General features: G+C 44.3%; 13 protein-coding genes and 2 pseudogenes. 11 read left to right on the top strand and 4 right to left on the bottom strand.

Annotated elements, in window-relative coordinates; all coding sequences use genetic code 11:
* The first annotated feature begins 131 nt into the window (after window positions 1-131).
* The 5 genes from K5Q99_RS19775 to glmM all read left to right on the top strand — a co-directional run bounded on the left by K5Q99_RS19775 (window position 132) and on the right by glmM (window position 7,174).
* Window positions 132-1,232, top strand: a complete 1,101-nt coding sequence (locus K5Q99_RS19775; RefSeq protein ID WP_220777888.1) for a glycosyltransferase — start codon at window positions 132-134, stop codon at window positions 1,230-1,232.
* A 364-nt stretch (window positions 1,233-1,596) separates the two neighbouring features.
* Entirely contained in the window at window positions 1,597-3,657 is a 2,061-nt protein-coding gene (locus K5Q99_RS19770; protein WP_220777887.1) for an acyltransferase family protein, read from the top strand.
* A gap of 179 nt (window positions 3,658-3,836) precedes the next feature.
* A complete protein-coding gene (locus K5Q99_RS19765; protein WP_220777886.1) occupies window positions 3,837-4,583 on the top strand; it encodes a glycosyltransferase family 2 protein in 747 nt (248 codons plus the stop codon).
* 2 nt (window positions 4,584-4,585) lie between these two features.
* Window positions 4,586-5,752, top strand: coding sequence for a nucleotide sugar dehydrogenase (locus K5Q99_RS19760; protein WP_220777885.1), 1,167 nt, complete (start codon window positions 4,586-4,588; stop codon window positions 5,750-5,752).
* 69 nt (window positions 5,753-5,821) lie between these two features.
* Window positions 5,822-7,174 carry a phosphoglucosamine mutase gene (glmM, locus tag K5Q99_RS19755; protein ID WP_220777884.1) on the top strand — a complete coding sequence of 451 codons (1,353 nt, stop codon included), beginning with the start codon at window positions 5,822-5,824 and terminating at the stop codon, window positions 7,172-7,174.
* A 509-nt stretch (window positions 7,175-7,683) separates the two neighbouring features.
* On the opposite strand, the gene hepT is transcribed toward glmM, so the two are convergent.
* Together hepT and mntA are read right to left on the bottom strand one after the other, a co-directional pair.
* Window positions 7,684-8,100, bottom strand: a complete 417-nt coding sequence (gene hepT, locus K5Q99_RS19750; RefSeq protein WP_088585313.1) for a type VII toxin-antitoxin system HepT family RNase toxin — start codon at window positions 8,098-8,100, stop codon at window positions 7,684-7,686.
* The gene (gene mntA / locus K5Q99_RS19745; RefSeq protein ID WP_088585314.1) at window positions 8,093-8,515 is read right to left on the bottom strand and encodes a type VII toxin-antitoxin system MntA family adenylyltransferase antitoxin; all 423 of its coding nucleotides are present in this window, start codon (window positions 8,513-8,515) and stop codon (window positions 8,093-8,095) included. The genes hepT and mntA overlap by 8 nt, the downstream gene beginning before the upstream one ends.
* Before the next feature lie 364 nt (window positions 8,516-8,879).
* On the opposite strand from mntA, the gene K5Q99_RS19740 reads away from it, so the two are divergent.
* From K5Q99_RS19740 to K5Q99_RS19730, 3 genes are all read left to right on the top strand, one after another.
* Window positions 8,880-9,140 carry a type II toxin-antitoxin system Phd/YefM family antitoxin gene (locus K5Q99_RS19740; protein ID WP_115017884.1) on the top strand — a complete coding sequence of 87 codons (261 nt, stop codon included), beginning with the start codon at window positions 8,880-8,882 and terminating at the stop codon, window positions 9,138-9,140.
* 1 nt (window position 9,141) lies between these two features.
* The gene (locus K5Q99_RS19735) at window positions 9,142-9,489 is read left to right on the top strand and encodes a type II toxin-antitoxin system RelE/ParE family toxin (RefSeq protein WP_055647497.1); all 348 of its coding nucleotides are present in this window, start codon (window positions 9,142-9,144) and stop codon (window positions 9,487-9,489) included.
* 211 nt (window positions 9,490-9,700) lie between these two features.
* Window positions 9,701-10,909 carry a J domain-containing protein gene (locus K5Q99_RS19730; protein WP_220777883.1) on the top strand — a complete coding sequence of 403 codons (1,209 nt, stop codon included), beginning with the start codon at window positions 9,701-9,703 and terminating at the stop codon, window positions 10,907-10,909.
* A 914-nt stretch (window positions 10,910-11,823) separates the two neighbouring features.
* Here K5Q99_RS19730 and K5Q99_RS19725 read toward each other — a convergent pair.
* On the bottom strand, window positions 11,824-12,138 hold the full coding sequence (locus K5Q99_RS19725) for a hypothetical protein (protein WP_014610940.1): 315 nt from the start codon (window positions 12,136-12,138) through the stop codon (window positions 11,824-11,826).
* 111 nt (window positions 12,139-12,249) lie between these two features.
* On the opposite strand from K5Q99_RS19725, the pseudogene K5Q99_RS19720 reads away from it, so the two are divergent.
* Window positions 12,250-12,429 (top strand): annotated as a pseudogene (locus tag K5Q99_RS19720) (IS66 family transposase); the annotation flags it as partial.
* Window positions 12,430-12,753: 324 nt separating this feature from the next.
* Here the strand turns inward: K5Q99_RS19720 and K5Q99_RS22575 are convergent.
* Window positions 12,754-13,059 (bottom strand): annotated as a pseudogene (locus K5Q99_RS22575) (tyrosine-type recombinase/integrase); the annotation flags it as partial.
* 105 nt (window positions 13,060-13,164) lie between these two features.
* Between K5Q99_RS22575 and K5Q99_RS19715 the strand changes: the two are divergent.
* Both K5Q99_RS19715 and K5Q99_RS22570 read left to right on the top strand, forming a co-directional pair.
* The gene (locus tag K5Q99_RS19715) at window positions 13,165-13,407 is read left to right on the top strand and encodes a type II toxin-antitoxin system ParD family antitoxin (RefSeq protein ID WP_014610908.1); all 243 of its coding nucleotides are present in this window, start codon (window positions 13,165-13,167) and stop codon (window positions 13,405-13,407) included.
* A complete protein-coding gene (locus K5Q99_RS22570) occupies window positions 13,400-13,531 on the top strand; it encodes a type II toxin-antitoxin system RelE/ParE family toxin (RefSeq protein ID WP_246604542.1) in 132 nt (43 codons plus the stop codon). The genes K5Q99_RS19715 and K5Q99_RS22570 overlap by 8 nt, the downstream gene beginning before the upstream one ends.
* Window positions 13,532-13,737: the final 206 nt, after the last annotated feature.

Below are 13,737 nucleotides of genomic sequence, written 5' to 3'. Positions count from 1 at the left end.
AGTTTTATCCGTGCATTATCTTTTATTAGATGTATTCTTTCTGATGCAATAGCTCTAGACTCTGTTACCAAAAACAAATTCGAATCAACAATAAATAATGGATTCATGTTTTCCTATGAGGAGGATCGACAATGAAAATCGCATTTATTATTCCAACACTTACATTGGGTGGTGCTGAAAAAATTGCGTTAGATACAGCTGTCGGTATGGCTGAATTAGGTAATGATGTTTATTTGATTGCTTTAAGTGAGCGACATTCACACTTTAATTTAGATGAGTATAAAAGTGTTGGTATTAAATTTTTAAAAAATCCTTTTCAGCTGCTTCAATTGCTTTATAAATTAAAGCCTGATCTATGTATTAGCTACATGGAAAGAGCGAACTTAATTACCGGGTTATTATGTTTTATTTTGAATTTAAAGTTTATAGCAACGGTCCACACGGCCCCGAAGAATGGTTTTTTGAATAGAAATCTGATAAATCGTTTATTCATATTTATTACATATAAGCTGTTGGCTCTTTTGAACGCGCCAATTGCCTGTGTCAGTCGTGGAGTTGCGGATGAAATTAAGTTCATATACAAAGCAAAAAATGTTCATGTAATTCCTAATTTTATAAACTTTAAGAAAGTCGATAGTGAATACCCAGTAGTACAGGTCTTTGAGAATAGAGAATATGATGTTTTGTTTGTTGGGCGTCTTTCAAAAATAAAGGGTTGTGATTTATTGGTAGATGCGATTTGTAAAATTCATCATGAAATTAAGAGATTGAATTTTAAAATATTAATAATTGGGGATGGTCCAGAAAGTAAAATATTGCAGCAGAAAATTTCATATTATGGTTTGGATGAGTATGTGACCTTTAATGGTGCTGCTAAAGAGCCGTTTTATTACATGAACCGTTCAAAGTTTTTGGTTGTGCCTTCATATGCAGAGGGCTTTGGACTTGTCATTTTAGAAGGGCTTGCACTTGGCTGTGAAATAATATATTCAATGTGTGATTTTGGACCAAGGGAAATCATAGGGGAACATATGCCGTGTATGGCTCATCTAAGATTTTTGGATCCCTGTGTTAATAGGAATGAGGCGGTTAATGAATTGTCAAAGTTACTACTTATTTCTAAATCCAAAAATGAGTCATGTTCGCCAATAAAAAAAAGAGACGCTGTTAGATATAATTTTTCTAAAGAATTAACCTGTCGCACTTTTCTATCACTCTATGATCTGAATTGATGCTAATGATGGGCATTGTAGCTCAAATCGCGGAACTATCTGCGATCTCCGTGATCTGATCCGATCCGATAAAGCAACCTTCGAGCGCATCAGATGGGCAAGTCAAAGCACAACATCAGCAACTGACAACAATACAGCCAAGCCTTGGTGCAACACGGTTCGTTGACCATCTGGATGGTCTCGACGGGCTGTGGAACGGCTATCCAGTCTCGGATTTGATCAACAAGGCCCATCATGTGCCCTATTTCTTTTGATATTTGTTGTTAAGTTCAATTGGGGCTTTTCGGCTCACTTTGTTGCAGATTATTTTTCATCATTATTTGTCACGATCGTTGTCAGATAACTCATTTTATTTCTTTGGACTATGAAGAAGTATGGTAACCAACCAACCAACCAACCAACCAACCAACCAACCAACCAACCAACCAACCAACCAACCAACCAACCAACCAACCAACTAACCAACCAACTAACCAACCAGCAGCTAACCTCGGCTAAGGCATTTCGCCACGACATTAATGGCCTACGGGCATGGGCGGTGATGGCGGTGGTGCTCTATCACTTCGGCGTACCCGGCTTTGCCGGTGGCTTTGTCGGGGTGGATGTTTTTTTTGTGCTCTCCGGTTTTTTAATGACCGGGATCATTATCACTGGCCTTGAACGGAGCAATTTCTCCTTGTGGGGTTTTTATCTGGCGCGGGCCAGACGGATCATCCCGGCGCTGTTGGTGCTATGTGCTAGCTTGCTGATATTTGGCTGGTTTTGGTTGCCGAATGCCGATTATAAGATGCTGGCTGGCCATGTTGGCACTGCTGTGGCGTTTGTTTCTAATCTCAAGTTCTGGCGCGAAGCGGGCTATTTTGACGCAGCTTCCCATGAGAAGTGGTTACTGCATACTTGGTCGCTGTCTGTGGAGTGGCAATTTTATATTCTACTGCCGCTAGGCTGTTTGCTGCTGTGGCACTGGTTGGGCAAGCGCGGCGTCAAACTGATACTGATTGCGGCCGGATTGTTTTCGCTCGCCTTGTCGGTCTATGCCAGTCACCGCTGGCCGGGGGCTGCCTTTTACCTGTTGCCCACCCGTGCTTGGGAGATGCTAGCCGGTGGGCTGGTCTGGTGGGCCACTCGCCAGCAAGCCATGCCACGGCAGTGGGCGCTGCTCGCCGAAGGGATAGGCTTTGCGCTTATCATCTGGGCGATCGCCACCTTTGATCCCACGATGCTGTGGCCCGGTTATCTAGCACTGGTGCCGGTAATGGGTGCCATGTTGGTGTTGGCGGCCAATCGCCAGCACTCATGGCTCACCGCCAACCAGCTTGCCCACCAGCTGGGTGCCAGCTCCTATTCGATCTATCTGTGGCACTGGCCGTTGGTGGTATTGCTGACCTATGCTGGTGAGCAAACGAATCCACAATGGATTGCCCTTGGGGTGCTGGGCTCGGTGTTACTCGGGGAATTCTCGCTGCGTTGGGTGGAAAATCCGACGAGAAAAATTTTATCCACTTACACCAAACCTAAAGAATATGTGGTCATATTATTACCAGTTGTGATGTTGTGCTTGTTATCAAGCGGAGTCTTTATTTTAGATGGTGCAAAACTGCCAATTCGTGCGGGAGCAGTATCGGATGTTTCAAAGTATATCGATCAATATTCGAGAGATGCTTATGTAACAGAATCTTTCAAAACTGAGTATAAAGTAGAGTGTGATTTTTTTAATGCTGATACCTATACCGCCAAAGAGGAGCATATACCAGCATCTTGCGCTATTAAGCGTCAGGAACATGGTGTTTTTCTTTGGGGGGATTCTCATGCTCAAGCGTTATCACATGGTTTAAGAAATAGCTTGCAGCCACGGTATGATTTTTACCAAATTGCCTCATCTGGCTGCCAGCCTCATTTAGGCGTGGATAGCGTTACCACCGGGCAATTCAAGTTGGCCTGCGATAGATCAAATGATGCAGCCATCAAAGCAATAGAAAAGTTACAACCTAGCCTGGTCATTATGGCACAACGTTGTGACCATGATAAAAATCATTATGAAGATATTGTTCAACATCTTAAATCGCTAGGTGTAAAGCATGTTGTAATTATTGGCCCTGTACCACAGTGGCAACCTTCGCTGCCCAGAACGATTGGCTTGCGTCATTTTAATAATGATGAAAAGCGCTTTGCTGATAACGCTTTTGATAATACATTATTTAAAATTGATGGTATTATGAAATCTAGGTTTTCAGACAGGTCCGATGTAACTTATATATCTCTTTTGGACAGTCTTTGCCATGAGGGGAAATGTTTAGCTAAAGTTGATGATTATAATACGCCGCTTGTCTGGGATTATGGCCATTTGTCTCTACCTGGTTCCGATTTTGTGGTAAGGAACGTTTTATTTAAAAGTGATGTTCTAAAAAGCTATTTAAAACAATGAATGTATCTTATGGAAAGTGCGGCCCACTTGTTCGCACCTTCCCTAAATGAGTATACTTTTGCTTTACACATTTAAATTTCAAACTCAATCTCGTTTGAGTTAACTACTACACAGAATAAAAACCATAATCAAAAAATATGTTGTAAGTATGGATGGTAATATAGATTACAGTTGAAGTAATGAGTAAGTTCATAGCCTCCATAGTAATGCCCTCGTATAACTCGGCTTCCACCATCGTTGATAGCATTAAGAGCGTACAGCAGCAAGATTACCCTCATTGGGAGTTGCTGATCACAGACGATGGCTCTACCGATAACACGGTTGAATTAGTGCGTAAATTGGCCAGTGAAGATCCGCGTATTAGTATTGAAGTCAATCCCGTTAACTCCGGTGCAGGTTTTTCACGTAACCAATCTATTAATCGCTCCAAGGGCAAATATATCGCCTTTTTAGATGCTGATGATTTATGGCTGCCCAATAAACTCAGCACCCAAGTAGCCTTTATGGAGCAAACTGGAGCGGTGTTTACCTATACCGGTTATCAAAAATTCTCGCAAGCGGGTATGGAGGGAGAGATTATTCCACCAACACGGGTTACCCATAATCAACTGCTATATGGCTGCGTGATTGGTTGCCTTACCGTGATGTTTAATGCCGAGGTGCTTGGGCGCCAAACCATGCCGCTGATCCGTAAACGCCAAGATATGGGATTGTGGCTTAAGTTACTCAAACTGTGTGACGCTGCCCACGGCATACCGCAAGTGTTGGCGCACTATCGCACCGACACGGGGATGTCACAAAACAAACTCAATGCTGCCCGTTATCAGTGGCCGCTTTATCGCGAAGTGGTGGGTTTGAGTTGGTTGCAAAGTACTTGGTACTTTGGCTGGTATGCTGTCAACGGTTTTATTAAAAACAGGAAATAAAAATGAAAATTGCTATTGTCGGCACTGGCTACGTTGGATTATCCAACGCAGTGTTATTGGCCCAGCACCATGAGGTGGTGGCGGTGGATGTGATTGCCGCCAAGGTTAAGCTTATCAATAACCGCCAATCGCCTATTGTCGATGCCGAGATTGAACATTATTTGGCGAATAAGGACTTGAACCTCACCGCTACGCTGGATAAAGCCGCTGCCTATCTGGGTGCGGATTTCGTTATCATCGCTACCCCAACGGATTACGACCCGAAAACCAATTACTTCAATACCTCGTCGGTGGAGTCAGTTATTCAAGATGTGTTAGCCATTAACCCCAAGGCGGTGATGGTGGTTAAAGGCACAGTGCCGGTGGGTTTTACTGCCAAGGTCAAACAAAAGTACAACTGCGATAATATCTTGTTTTCACCTGAGTTTTTGCGTGAAGGCAAAGCCCTGTACGATAATTTGCACCCGTCGCGGATCATTGTGGGTGAACGCAGCGAACGCGCCAAGGTATTTGCCAACCTGTTGCTGGAAGGGGCGGTCAAGCAAGATATTGCGGTGTTGTTTACCGACTCGACCGAAGCGGAGGCGGTGAAGCTGTTTTCTAATACGTATCTTGCCATGCGGGTGGCCTATTTTAATGAGCTCGATACCTATGCCGAGACTCATGGCCTGGATACCCGCCAAATCATCGAAGGGGTGTGTTTAGACCCGCGCATCGGCAACCATTACAACAATCCATCCTTTGGTTATGGTGGTTACTGTTTACCGAAAGATACAAAGCAACTTCGCGCTAACTATGCCGATGTTCCAAATAGTATTATTGGTGCAATCGTTGAATCAAACACGACCCGTAAAGACTTTATTGCTGAATCTATTTTAAGCCGTAATCCAAAGGTCGTGGGCATTTATCGCCTAATTATGAAATCTGGTTCGGATAACTTTCGCGCGTCCAGCATTCAAGGCATTATGAAGCGTCTTAAAGCTAAAGGCATTGAGGTCATTGTGTATGAGCCAGTACTTAAAGATAAAGAGTTTTTCCATTCTCGTGTTGTGACAGATTTGACCGCTTTCAAAGCGGTTGCCGATGTGATTGTGTCTAACCGTATGGCTAAGGATCTGGCAGATGTGGCGGGTAAGGTTTATACCCGCGATTTATTTGGTAGCGACTAGATAGCGACTGTATTTTTATTTATAAGCCAAATTCTTATTCGGCTTTTTTGTATCTTTTTAAGGAGCAGTATGTCTAGGAAGTATTTTGGTACCGATGGTGTGCGTGGCAAGGTGGGTACATTCCCTATAACGCCTGATTTTGCGATGAAGTTAGGTTGGGCTGCGGGCACTGTGCTGGCGTCTACGGGCACGAAAGAAGTGTTGATTGGTAAGGATACCCGTATTAGTGGCTATATGCTTGAGTCGGCAATGGAGGCCGGGTTTTCTGCTGCGGGGGTAAATGTGGCGCTTATTGGGCCTATGCCGACACCTGCGGTGGCGTACTTGGCCTCTACTTTTCGTGCTGATGCTGGGGTGGTGATCAGTGCCTCACACAATCCTTATTACGACAATGGGATTAAGTTTTTTTCAAACTCTGGCACTAAGTTAAATGATACTCAGGAGCTTGAGATTGAAGCTCTATTAGAACAGGCTCTACACCATAATGCGATGCAGTGTGTGGCATCCGAAAAGCTGGGTAAGGTTCGCCGTATTGACGATGCTGCCGGCCGTTATATTGAGTTTTGTAAGGGAACATTCCCGAATCATTTAAGTTTGACGGGTTTAAAGATTGTCGTCGATAGCGCCCATGGCGCCGCCTATCATATCGCGCCGAATGTGTACCGTGAGTTAGGGGCTGAGGTGATTAGTATTAATGACAAACCTAATGGTGTGAATATTAATGACCATTGTGGTGCAACGCATTTAGATAGTTTGCAAACCGCGGTGATGGTGCATGAAGCTGATTTAGGTATTGCGCTCGATGGTGATGCCGATAGGGTGATGTTTGTTGACCATAATGGCCATGTGGTTGATGGTGATGAGATTTTATTTATCCTGGCACAAGCCGCTCACAGCAAAGGTGAAATGATGGGGGGCGTGGTTGGTACCTTGATGTCGAACCTAGGTTTAGAACTGGCGCTTAAGCAAATGGGCATTCCCTTTGTGCGTGCAAAGGTGGGCGATCGTTATGTAGTTGAGCAGCTTAAAGAAACGGGTTGGCAACTGGGTGGCGAAGGCTCCGGGCATATTTTAAGTCTGCAACACGCCTCAACCGGTGATGGTATTGTGGCGTCCCTGCAGGTACTTAAAGCCATTTTAGAGTCAGGTAAACGTTTAGCCGATATTAAAGTGGGGATGACTAAATTGCCGCAGATACTTATTAATGTGCGTTTATCATCTGGCAGTGCCGACAGCATTTTGGCTTTAGAGAGTGTTAAGCAAGCCGTGGTCAAAGCGGAAGGGATTTTGGGTGACCAAGGGCGCGTACTATTACGTAAGTCCGGCACAGAGCCTTTAATCCGAGTGATGGTGGAGTCAACGGATAATCTGATGACACAGACTCAAGCCGAGTTTATCGCCGATGCAGTAAGAGCGGCATAAAGCGGGCGCTTCGCGCGAGAATCTAGGGCGTTGCTCGATAACTGCTCCTGCATTATTCTACCTTCGCCCGTCCCAGGGCTCGTACCTCCTGCATCTGACCACCATGGAGGGTGGAAATGTCATATTTTGTATGGAACAAAATTGACCATGCAGTCGTACGCAACTGCTAGGACGCAGCAAAAATCGCTGCTGCTAGGAGGCCTTCGGCCCTAGGACGCTCGCAGGCTCGCTCTAGCTTCTACGAACGCCGCTTTGCGGCTACGGAACGTCACTGCGTGGCGCGAGAATCTAGGGCGTTGCTTCGCAACTGCTAGGACGCTCGCAAACTCGCTCTAGCTTCTACGAACGCCGTTTTGCGACAACCGCAGGGTGAAACAAGATGAAACCCATATCCTACGGATATTCCACACGCGATTACGCTCACCTGGTCAGTGGTAAGAAATTGATTTAATTGCTAAAAGTGCTATGAGCTCCTCAGGACTTTTTAAGCGGCTTTAGGCAAGAGTGATTCAATAACTCATTCTTGGACAAAATTTTATCACTTCAATAAATTGCTCAAAATCCTCAAGATGATGCTGTACAACATGCACAACGATATCGAGGTTGAGTTCTTGATAGTCATGTACTGCGATGTTTCTTAGGCCAACCATCTTCTTTAAGTTGTCTGCAAGCTGCTGATTAATTATTTTATTTTGTGAAAGTAGTGTAAAGCTATCACGGCTACTTTGGGGGATACCCAGTTGTTGTTGGCGGTTAATATGGTTTGCTATGTCGATACTGGCTTCGCAGCAGCGTTGTAAATTGAGGATAACGCTATCTTGCAGGGTGAAGTCTTGTTTGAACATGCTGCCATCACCATAAACTTGTTGGATGCGTTTTATACAGCGTTTGATGGTTGCTATTTTGTTGATAATAATGTCATTCAAAGTGACGTCCCCTGTGATCGTTGGCTGTTGTTTTGGCCGTTGCATCATCAATAATTGCTTGTCTTTCAGCTTGTAGATGTTGGTACATTGAGATGGTTTTCACTGCAAAAATCTCATCATCTTGTCGCGTTCCCCAAAGTCGCTTTCCTTGGGTGACTACCTGCTGACATAACACTGTGGATGCCGTGCGTAAATCAACAAGATCAACATCAGTATCTAACGCTGAGGCGAGTTTTTGGGCAAGTTGCCAGCGGGCGATATTGTCTAAAGTGACATCGGCGAGTACCGCAATATCGATATCACTGTTGCGGTGTTGCGTGCCCTGTGCATAGGAGCCAAATAGGTAGATCAATCTCAACTGCGGGATGTTATCTTGTAGTAAGTTGATGATAATGCTTTCATTTAGTTGTTGCATAGGCCCATTGCACGATTTAATGAATACAGGGTGAGTATATAGCATATAAGGCGCAGCAAAAAGGACGGCCTTTGGCTGGGAGAAACTAGGGCGTTGCTGCGCAACTGCTAGGACGCTCGCAAGCTCGCTGCTAGGGGCTAGGAATGCCGCTTTTTGCGGTTACAGGTTACGGAACGGGCTTCGCCCTGACGGTGAGTGAGCGTGCGAACGTTCCGTAATCCGTCCTCCGTCAGCACGGCGTTAAGCGTTTTGATGTCTTTAGTCTTTTTTTAGTCTTTTTTTGGTCTTTAATCTATCGCATGATATGATTTTGGCTTAGTGAATGGGTTTTCTTATTTTCAATTAATCAACTAGGCATCAACCTATGAACATAGAAACAATCAGTTTTTTGAAGAAAAATGCCGCGAGCTTAACCCTCGATGAACCGATGATTATTACTCAAAATGGTGTACCTGCTTACGTTATCGAGTCGGTAGCGGATAGAAATCGACGTGATGAGGCGATAGCTTTACTCAAGCTAGTCAGTTTTGCAAAAAGCGATCAACAAAATGGCCGCACTATGTCATCAAGTGCATTCAAGGAACGCTTGGCGGGTCGTAAACTGGCTTTAAAGGATAATAAGTAGTATGTCTGTGGTAAAACTTGAATATACCAAGACATTTGAAGATACCGTAGATAGTGCTATATCTCACTATTCCCAATGGCATGACGAGATCACTATTATTGAGAGAGTTGAGGCAGTTATTGAGGCATTTGAAGCATCTGTGACGCAAAATCCTTTGAGCCATGCATTATGTCAAGAGTTAGTTGAACTTGGCATTACTCAAGTAAGGCACGCGATAAAAGAGGATTTTAGAATACTGTACGAGGTTAGCTACATTAATGATGAGTCTCTTGTTACTGTGCTACTTTTTTTGAACCAACGACAAAGTATACAGAATCAACTGATCAATCATTGCTTGGTTTATAAGTAATTGCTTGCGGCAGTGAGAATCGAGGACGGTCTTTAGTCACGAGAATCTAGGATACTTACAAGCTGGCTTTAGACTCTAGCTGCGAAGCGCTCTAGCGTTCTTCGAACGTCGCTTTGCTAAGGATGTCGGCACGTTTTTCGCTATTTTGGTATGCGAGTTTTGTATTTTTGGTCACTTGGGTTTGTAAACATTTCATCAGAAGAAAATATTTATGTCATTAATGAGCATCATCAATACTTCGGCTTCAAGTCAATCACGTAACCGCTCGCAAACACTCGAAAAATTGTGGCAAGACTACGAAAAAAAACAATTAAGAAATAAACGTTATCAAACAAAATTAGAGGGTTTTTATCGCGAGTTCACCTCACAATTACTTGAAAAAGAGCAGGCCGTATGTGATGCCTCAGCCCAATGGGTGCGTCATTTATTGACTTTTGTGCCGCGTAAATCCATTAAAGGTCGCCAAAGGGAGGCGCTACTAGAATGGATTGACGAAGAAATAAGTATTATTGAATCGAACCCGTTTAATCCTATCAATACTCACGAAATACGCGATAGCTTCACTAGCTTGCTTATGGCTTATCAAGCAACCTTGCCTAAGCAAGACATTGGTCAGCACGAGCTTGATGCTTTTCGTGAAGAGTTAGAATCTATGTTTGGCTTTGAGTTGGATATAGACGATGCGCAACTGTCTGAACTCATTGATGAACCGGCGAAGTTCCAGGCATTTTTTGAGCAAAAATTGGCTGAGCAGCACAATAAGGCTTTTGATGACGGCGACGCTGAAAATGCGTTTGAGCAAGATGAGGCTGAGTATGATGCCCAAGAGGATGATTTTTTCTTTGAATCGAGTCAACCAGAGCAAGCATTAAGCCTTGAGTTATTTAGCGATAAAACCATGACCAAATTGTATCGACAATTGGCGAATCAATTTCATCCCGATAAAGAGCCTGAACCTACTAAAAAGGCGCTAAAAAAAGAGTTGATGCAGCAACTATCTCAAGCCAAGAAAAGCAAGGATGCTGTCGCCTTGCTGATGTTGGCCCTTGAATATCTGCCAGAGTATAAGCTTGAGGCCGATGCAGATATGATTAAACGTATTGAGGCTGCGTTGCAGGTTAAAATTAGTTTATTAAATCAAGATTATCAATCAATGCAGAATGGCGATGATATTAAAAGTATGATTTGGCAACGTTTTGGGAGTGGTTCAAAAGCATCACGCGCTAGGGAGTTGGCCCAATATGGTGATCATCTCACGATTGAAACTGAAGAGTTACTCGCAAAAGTGACTAAGATCAAAACAGTACAAGCGATACAAAAGGAATTAAACCAACGTAGCCGACGGGGGAGTTTTAACGACATTTTTGATCTTGCTATGTTTAATGACGAAACTTTTGATGAATTTTGGCAATACAAATAGCGCAATGATGATGCTTCGTAACGGCTAGGACGGCCTTCGGCCGCAAGTACGCAGCAAAAAGCACTGCTGCTAGGATGCCTTCGGCCCTAGGACGCTCGCCAGCTCGCTTTAGAACGCCACTACGTCGCTTTAGACTCTGGCAGCGAAGCGATAGCTTCTACGAACGCCGCTTTGCGGCTACGGAACGTCACTGCGTGGCGCGAGAATCTAGGACGTTGCTGCGCAACTGCTAGGACGCTCGCAAGCTCGCTGCTAGGGGCTAGGAATGCCGCTTTTTGCGGTTACAGGTTACGGAACGGGCTGCGCCCTGACGGTGAGTGAGCTTGCGAGCGTTCCTTAATCCTTCCTCCGTCAGCACAGCGTTTCGCAATTCCTGCCCTTTTCTGTCATTTCCGCGAACGACTGCATGGTCAATTTTGTTCCATACAAAATATGACATTTCCACCCTCCATGGTAGTCAGATGCAGGAGGTACGAGCCCAGGGACGGGCGAAGGTAGAATAATGCAGGAGCAATTATCGAGAATAACGTAAGCGTCCGCCGAAGCACACCTTCATAACTTGACCATATGTCGCCATCCTTGTTCTTCTGAATCATAGGAGAACGATATGTTTGGTAACTGTAGTGGCTTGCACACATAATCCCTTCGGCGCGATTACATCCGCCAAACTGGGCTCACATTAGCTGATAATAAGTGGGACCACCGACTCACATTAACTGCCAATAAACAGCCATGATCCAACAAGCTCGTAGAGAGTCGAGATATGCTGTATCAGCGGACAAGCAACAAGGCCTTAATGGTGGTAGGCAGGCCTTTACCTTCCTTATACACCCGAAAATCATCTACTAATGCTTTGGTAGCCAGCTCACCTAGGGCCTCTTTTAAATAGGGATGCGTAAATATGCGTACCGCCTTTACTTCCATTCCTCAAATTCTCCCTTGGCACCTTGCTTCAGTTTGTTGGCCATCTGAGTAGAAACCTTATCCATGTTTAGATTGGCAGCAGTAAACTGGGCAGGGATGCTTTCCAATGTGGTGGTGCCACGTTGGGCAAACTCACAAAACGCCGTCATTTCTTCAAACAGTGACGCCGGTACCGCATAAAACTGGATTTGGTTATTAGATGACACCGCAATTGCATCTCCTTGGGCTTCGGCTAATGCAGCACTGGGGTTTGATTTGAACTTGCTGATCGGTGTGGTATAGCCACATAAAATTTTCTGTAACATCATAGCTCCATTTTCTACTGTTGCGACAGTTATACTAAGACCTAAGTATAGACCTAAATTTAGACCTATACCAGTATCGGATTATTCATCCATCAAGTTCAAATAAACGACGGATTTAGTGGTTACCTGCAAGTCGATGGTTACGCCGGTTATGCTAAAACCGATGCCGAACTCGTGGGCTGCTGGGCCCATGCTCGTCGTAAGTTCACAGAGGCTGAAATCGCTCAGCCTAAAGGCAAAACGGGCAAGGCAAACTGGGCTCTGAACCATATCCAGAAAATCTACCCAATAGCGCCTTTCACCACCACCTAAATTAACTCGCTTTGGCTCATTAGATTTAGATGGAGCACTTGGCGCTATTGGGTAGAAAGTACCCAAGGCCAATTTGACATCCTCCACCTCCTTTATCGTCATCGGATGAGACTCAGCCTTTTCTTCTTTAAGTGAGCGATAGCGTCTCAATGGGTATTCAAATTTATATTCTTCTGCCGCGAGGCTTACCATGGAGACGATGAGCCACAGTAAGTTATTAATGCGACGGTTAGATAATTGACGGGTATTATCTGCTCTCACCATTTGCATTAACTGCTGACGATAAAAATCGACCTGCGATAGGATGATCTCATTTATCAATGTATTGCCAAATTGTGGGATCAGATACTTATCTAAAACGTTTTGTATGGTGTTTCTATAGCTATTTTTCCACGTCGCCTTTTTGCGTTCAAACCACTGATAGGCAAAATCATTGAAAAATGGATATTCACGATCAGGATGTTTCTCACGCTGCAACAGCTCAAATTGAGCGATTTTTTTACTTTTGGGGAAATAATCACGGTATTGGAAGCAGTCTAAGTCTATCTCTGCATTCATTTTTTTGAGTGTTGTCTTGGCAGTTGCAAGGTTTTTAGGTGTGGCCAGCATTTTTTGTGCCTTTGCCTAGACGCTTACTCATTAACATTACTTTGATTTGGTATCTAACATCATATATTATTGCTGTGTTAACTATTCACACAAATAGGTGGAAACATGTCACGGACAACCAGTGTTACTATCGGATCACAGTTAGATGAATTTGTCAGTCAGCTTATTTCGTCAGGTCGCTATGGCTCGACAAGCGAAGTTGTTCGTTCTGCCTTACGACTATTAGAAAGACAAGAAAACCAGACGATAGCTTTGAAAATGGCGATTGAAGCTGGTGAGCAAAGTGGTGAATGCGCATTATCACTTCATGACATCGCTGCAATGGTGAAACAAAAGCACAATGTATAAACTTTCCAACCTTGCTGCCGAAGACTTTGAGCGAATTTTTGAATACACCCTATTGAACTTTGGTGTTAAGCAAGCGGATGACTATACGGTAAGTATGCATAATGCTTTGTTGGCAATCACTTAGCAGCCTCTAATGGGGCATGAGTGTCCAGAAATTGCTAAAGAACTTCGACGTCATAATCATCATAAACATGCGATTTTCTTTGACATCCTCCTCGCCGTAAACGACGAGGATTCCTACTGCGGTTAGGCGCGAACGCCGGACTCGCTTCGGTGGGTTCCTGCTGCTGGCGGCATTGTTGCACCACTCACTTCACAGGCTAATCGGGC

Source organism: Shewanella hafniensis (assembly GCF_019655335.1).
Classification (GTDB): domain Bacteria; phylum Pseudomonadota; class Gammaproteobacteria; order Enterobacterales; family Shewanellaceae; genus Shewanella; species Shewanella hafniensis.
Note: the sequence above shows the minus strand (reverse complement) of the source record. Positions and strands in the feature narration are given on the sequence as shown.

What these genes read in the sequence shown, in the direction of transcription:
- K5Q99_RS19730 (WP_220777883.1), top strand. Translation starts at nt 9,701, where the DNA reads ATGTCATTAATGAGCATCATCAATACTTCGGCTTCAAGTCAATCACGT.
- K5Q99_RS22570 (WP_246604542.1), top strand. Translation starts at nt 13,400, where the DNA reads ATGTATAAACTTTCCAACCTTGCTGCCGAAGACTTTGAGCGAATTTTT.
- K5Q99_RS19760 (WP_220777885.1), top strand. Translation starts at nt 4,586, where the DNA reads ATGAAAATTGCTATTGTCGGCACTGGCTACGTTGGATTATCCAACGCA.
- glmM (WP_220777884.1), top strand. Translation starts at nt 5,822, where the DNA reads ATGTCTAGGAAGTATTTTGGTACCGATGGTGTGCGTGGCAAGGTGGGT.
- K5Q99_RS19775 (WP_220777888.1), top strand. Translation starts at nt 132, where the DNA reads ATGAAAATCGCATTTATTATTCCAACACTTACATTGGGTGGTGCTGAA.
- mntA (WP_088585314.1), bottom strand. Translation starts at nt 8,515, where the DNA reads ATGCAACAACTAAATGAAAGCATTATCATCAACTTACTACAAGATAAC.
- K5Q99_RS19735 (WP_055647497.1), top strand. Translation starts at nt 9,142, where the DNA reads ATGTCTGTGGTAAAACTTGAATATACCAAGACATTTGAAGATACCGTA.
- K5Q99_RS19740 (WP_115017884.1), top strand. Translation starts at nt 8,880, where the DNA reads ATGAACATAGAAACAATCAGTTTTTTGAAGAAAAATGCCGCGAGCTTA.
- K5Q99_RS19725 (WP_014610940.1), bottom strand. Translation starts at nt 12,138, where the DNA reads ATGTTACAGAAAATTTTATGTGGCTATACCACACCGATCAGCAAGTTC.
- K5Q99_RS19715 (WP_014610908.1), top strand. Translation starts at nt 13,165, where the DNA reads ATGTCACGGACAACCAGTGTTACTATCGGATCACAGTTAGATGAATTT.
- K5Q99_RS19770 (WP_220777887.1), top strand. Translation starts at nt 1,597, where the DNA reads ATGAAGAAGTATGGTAACCAACCAACCAACCAACCAACCAACCAACCA.
- K5Q99_RS19765 (WP_220777886.1), top strand. Translation starts at nt 3,837, where the DNA reads ATGAGTAAGTTCATAGCCTCCATAGTAATGCCCTCGTATAACTCGGCT.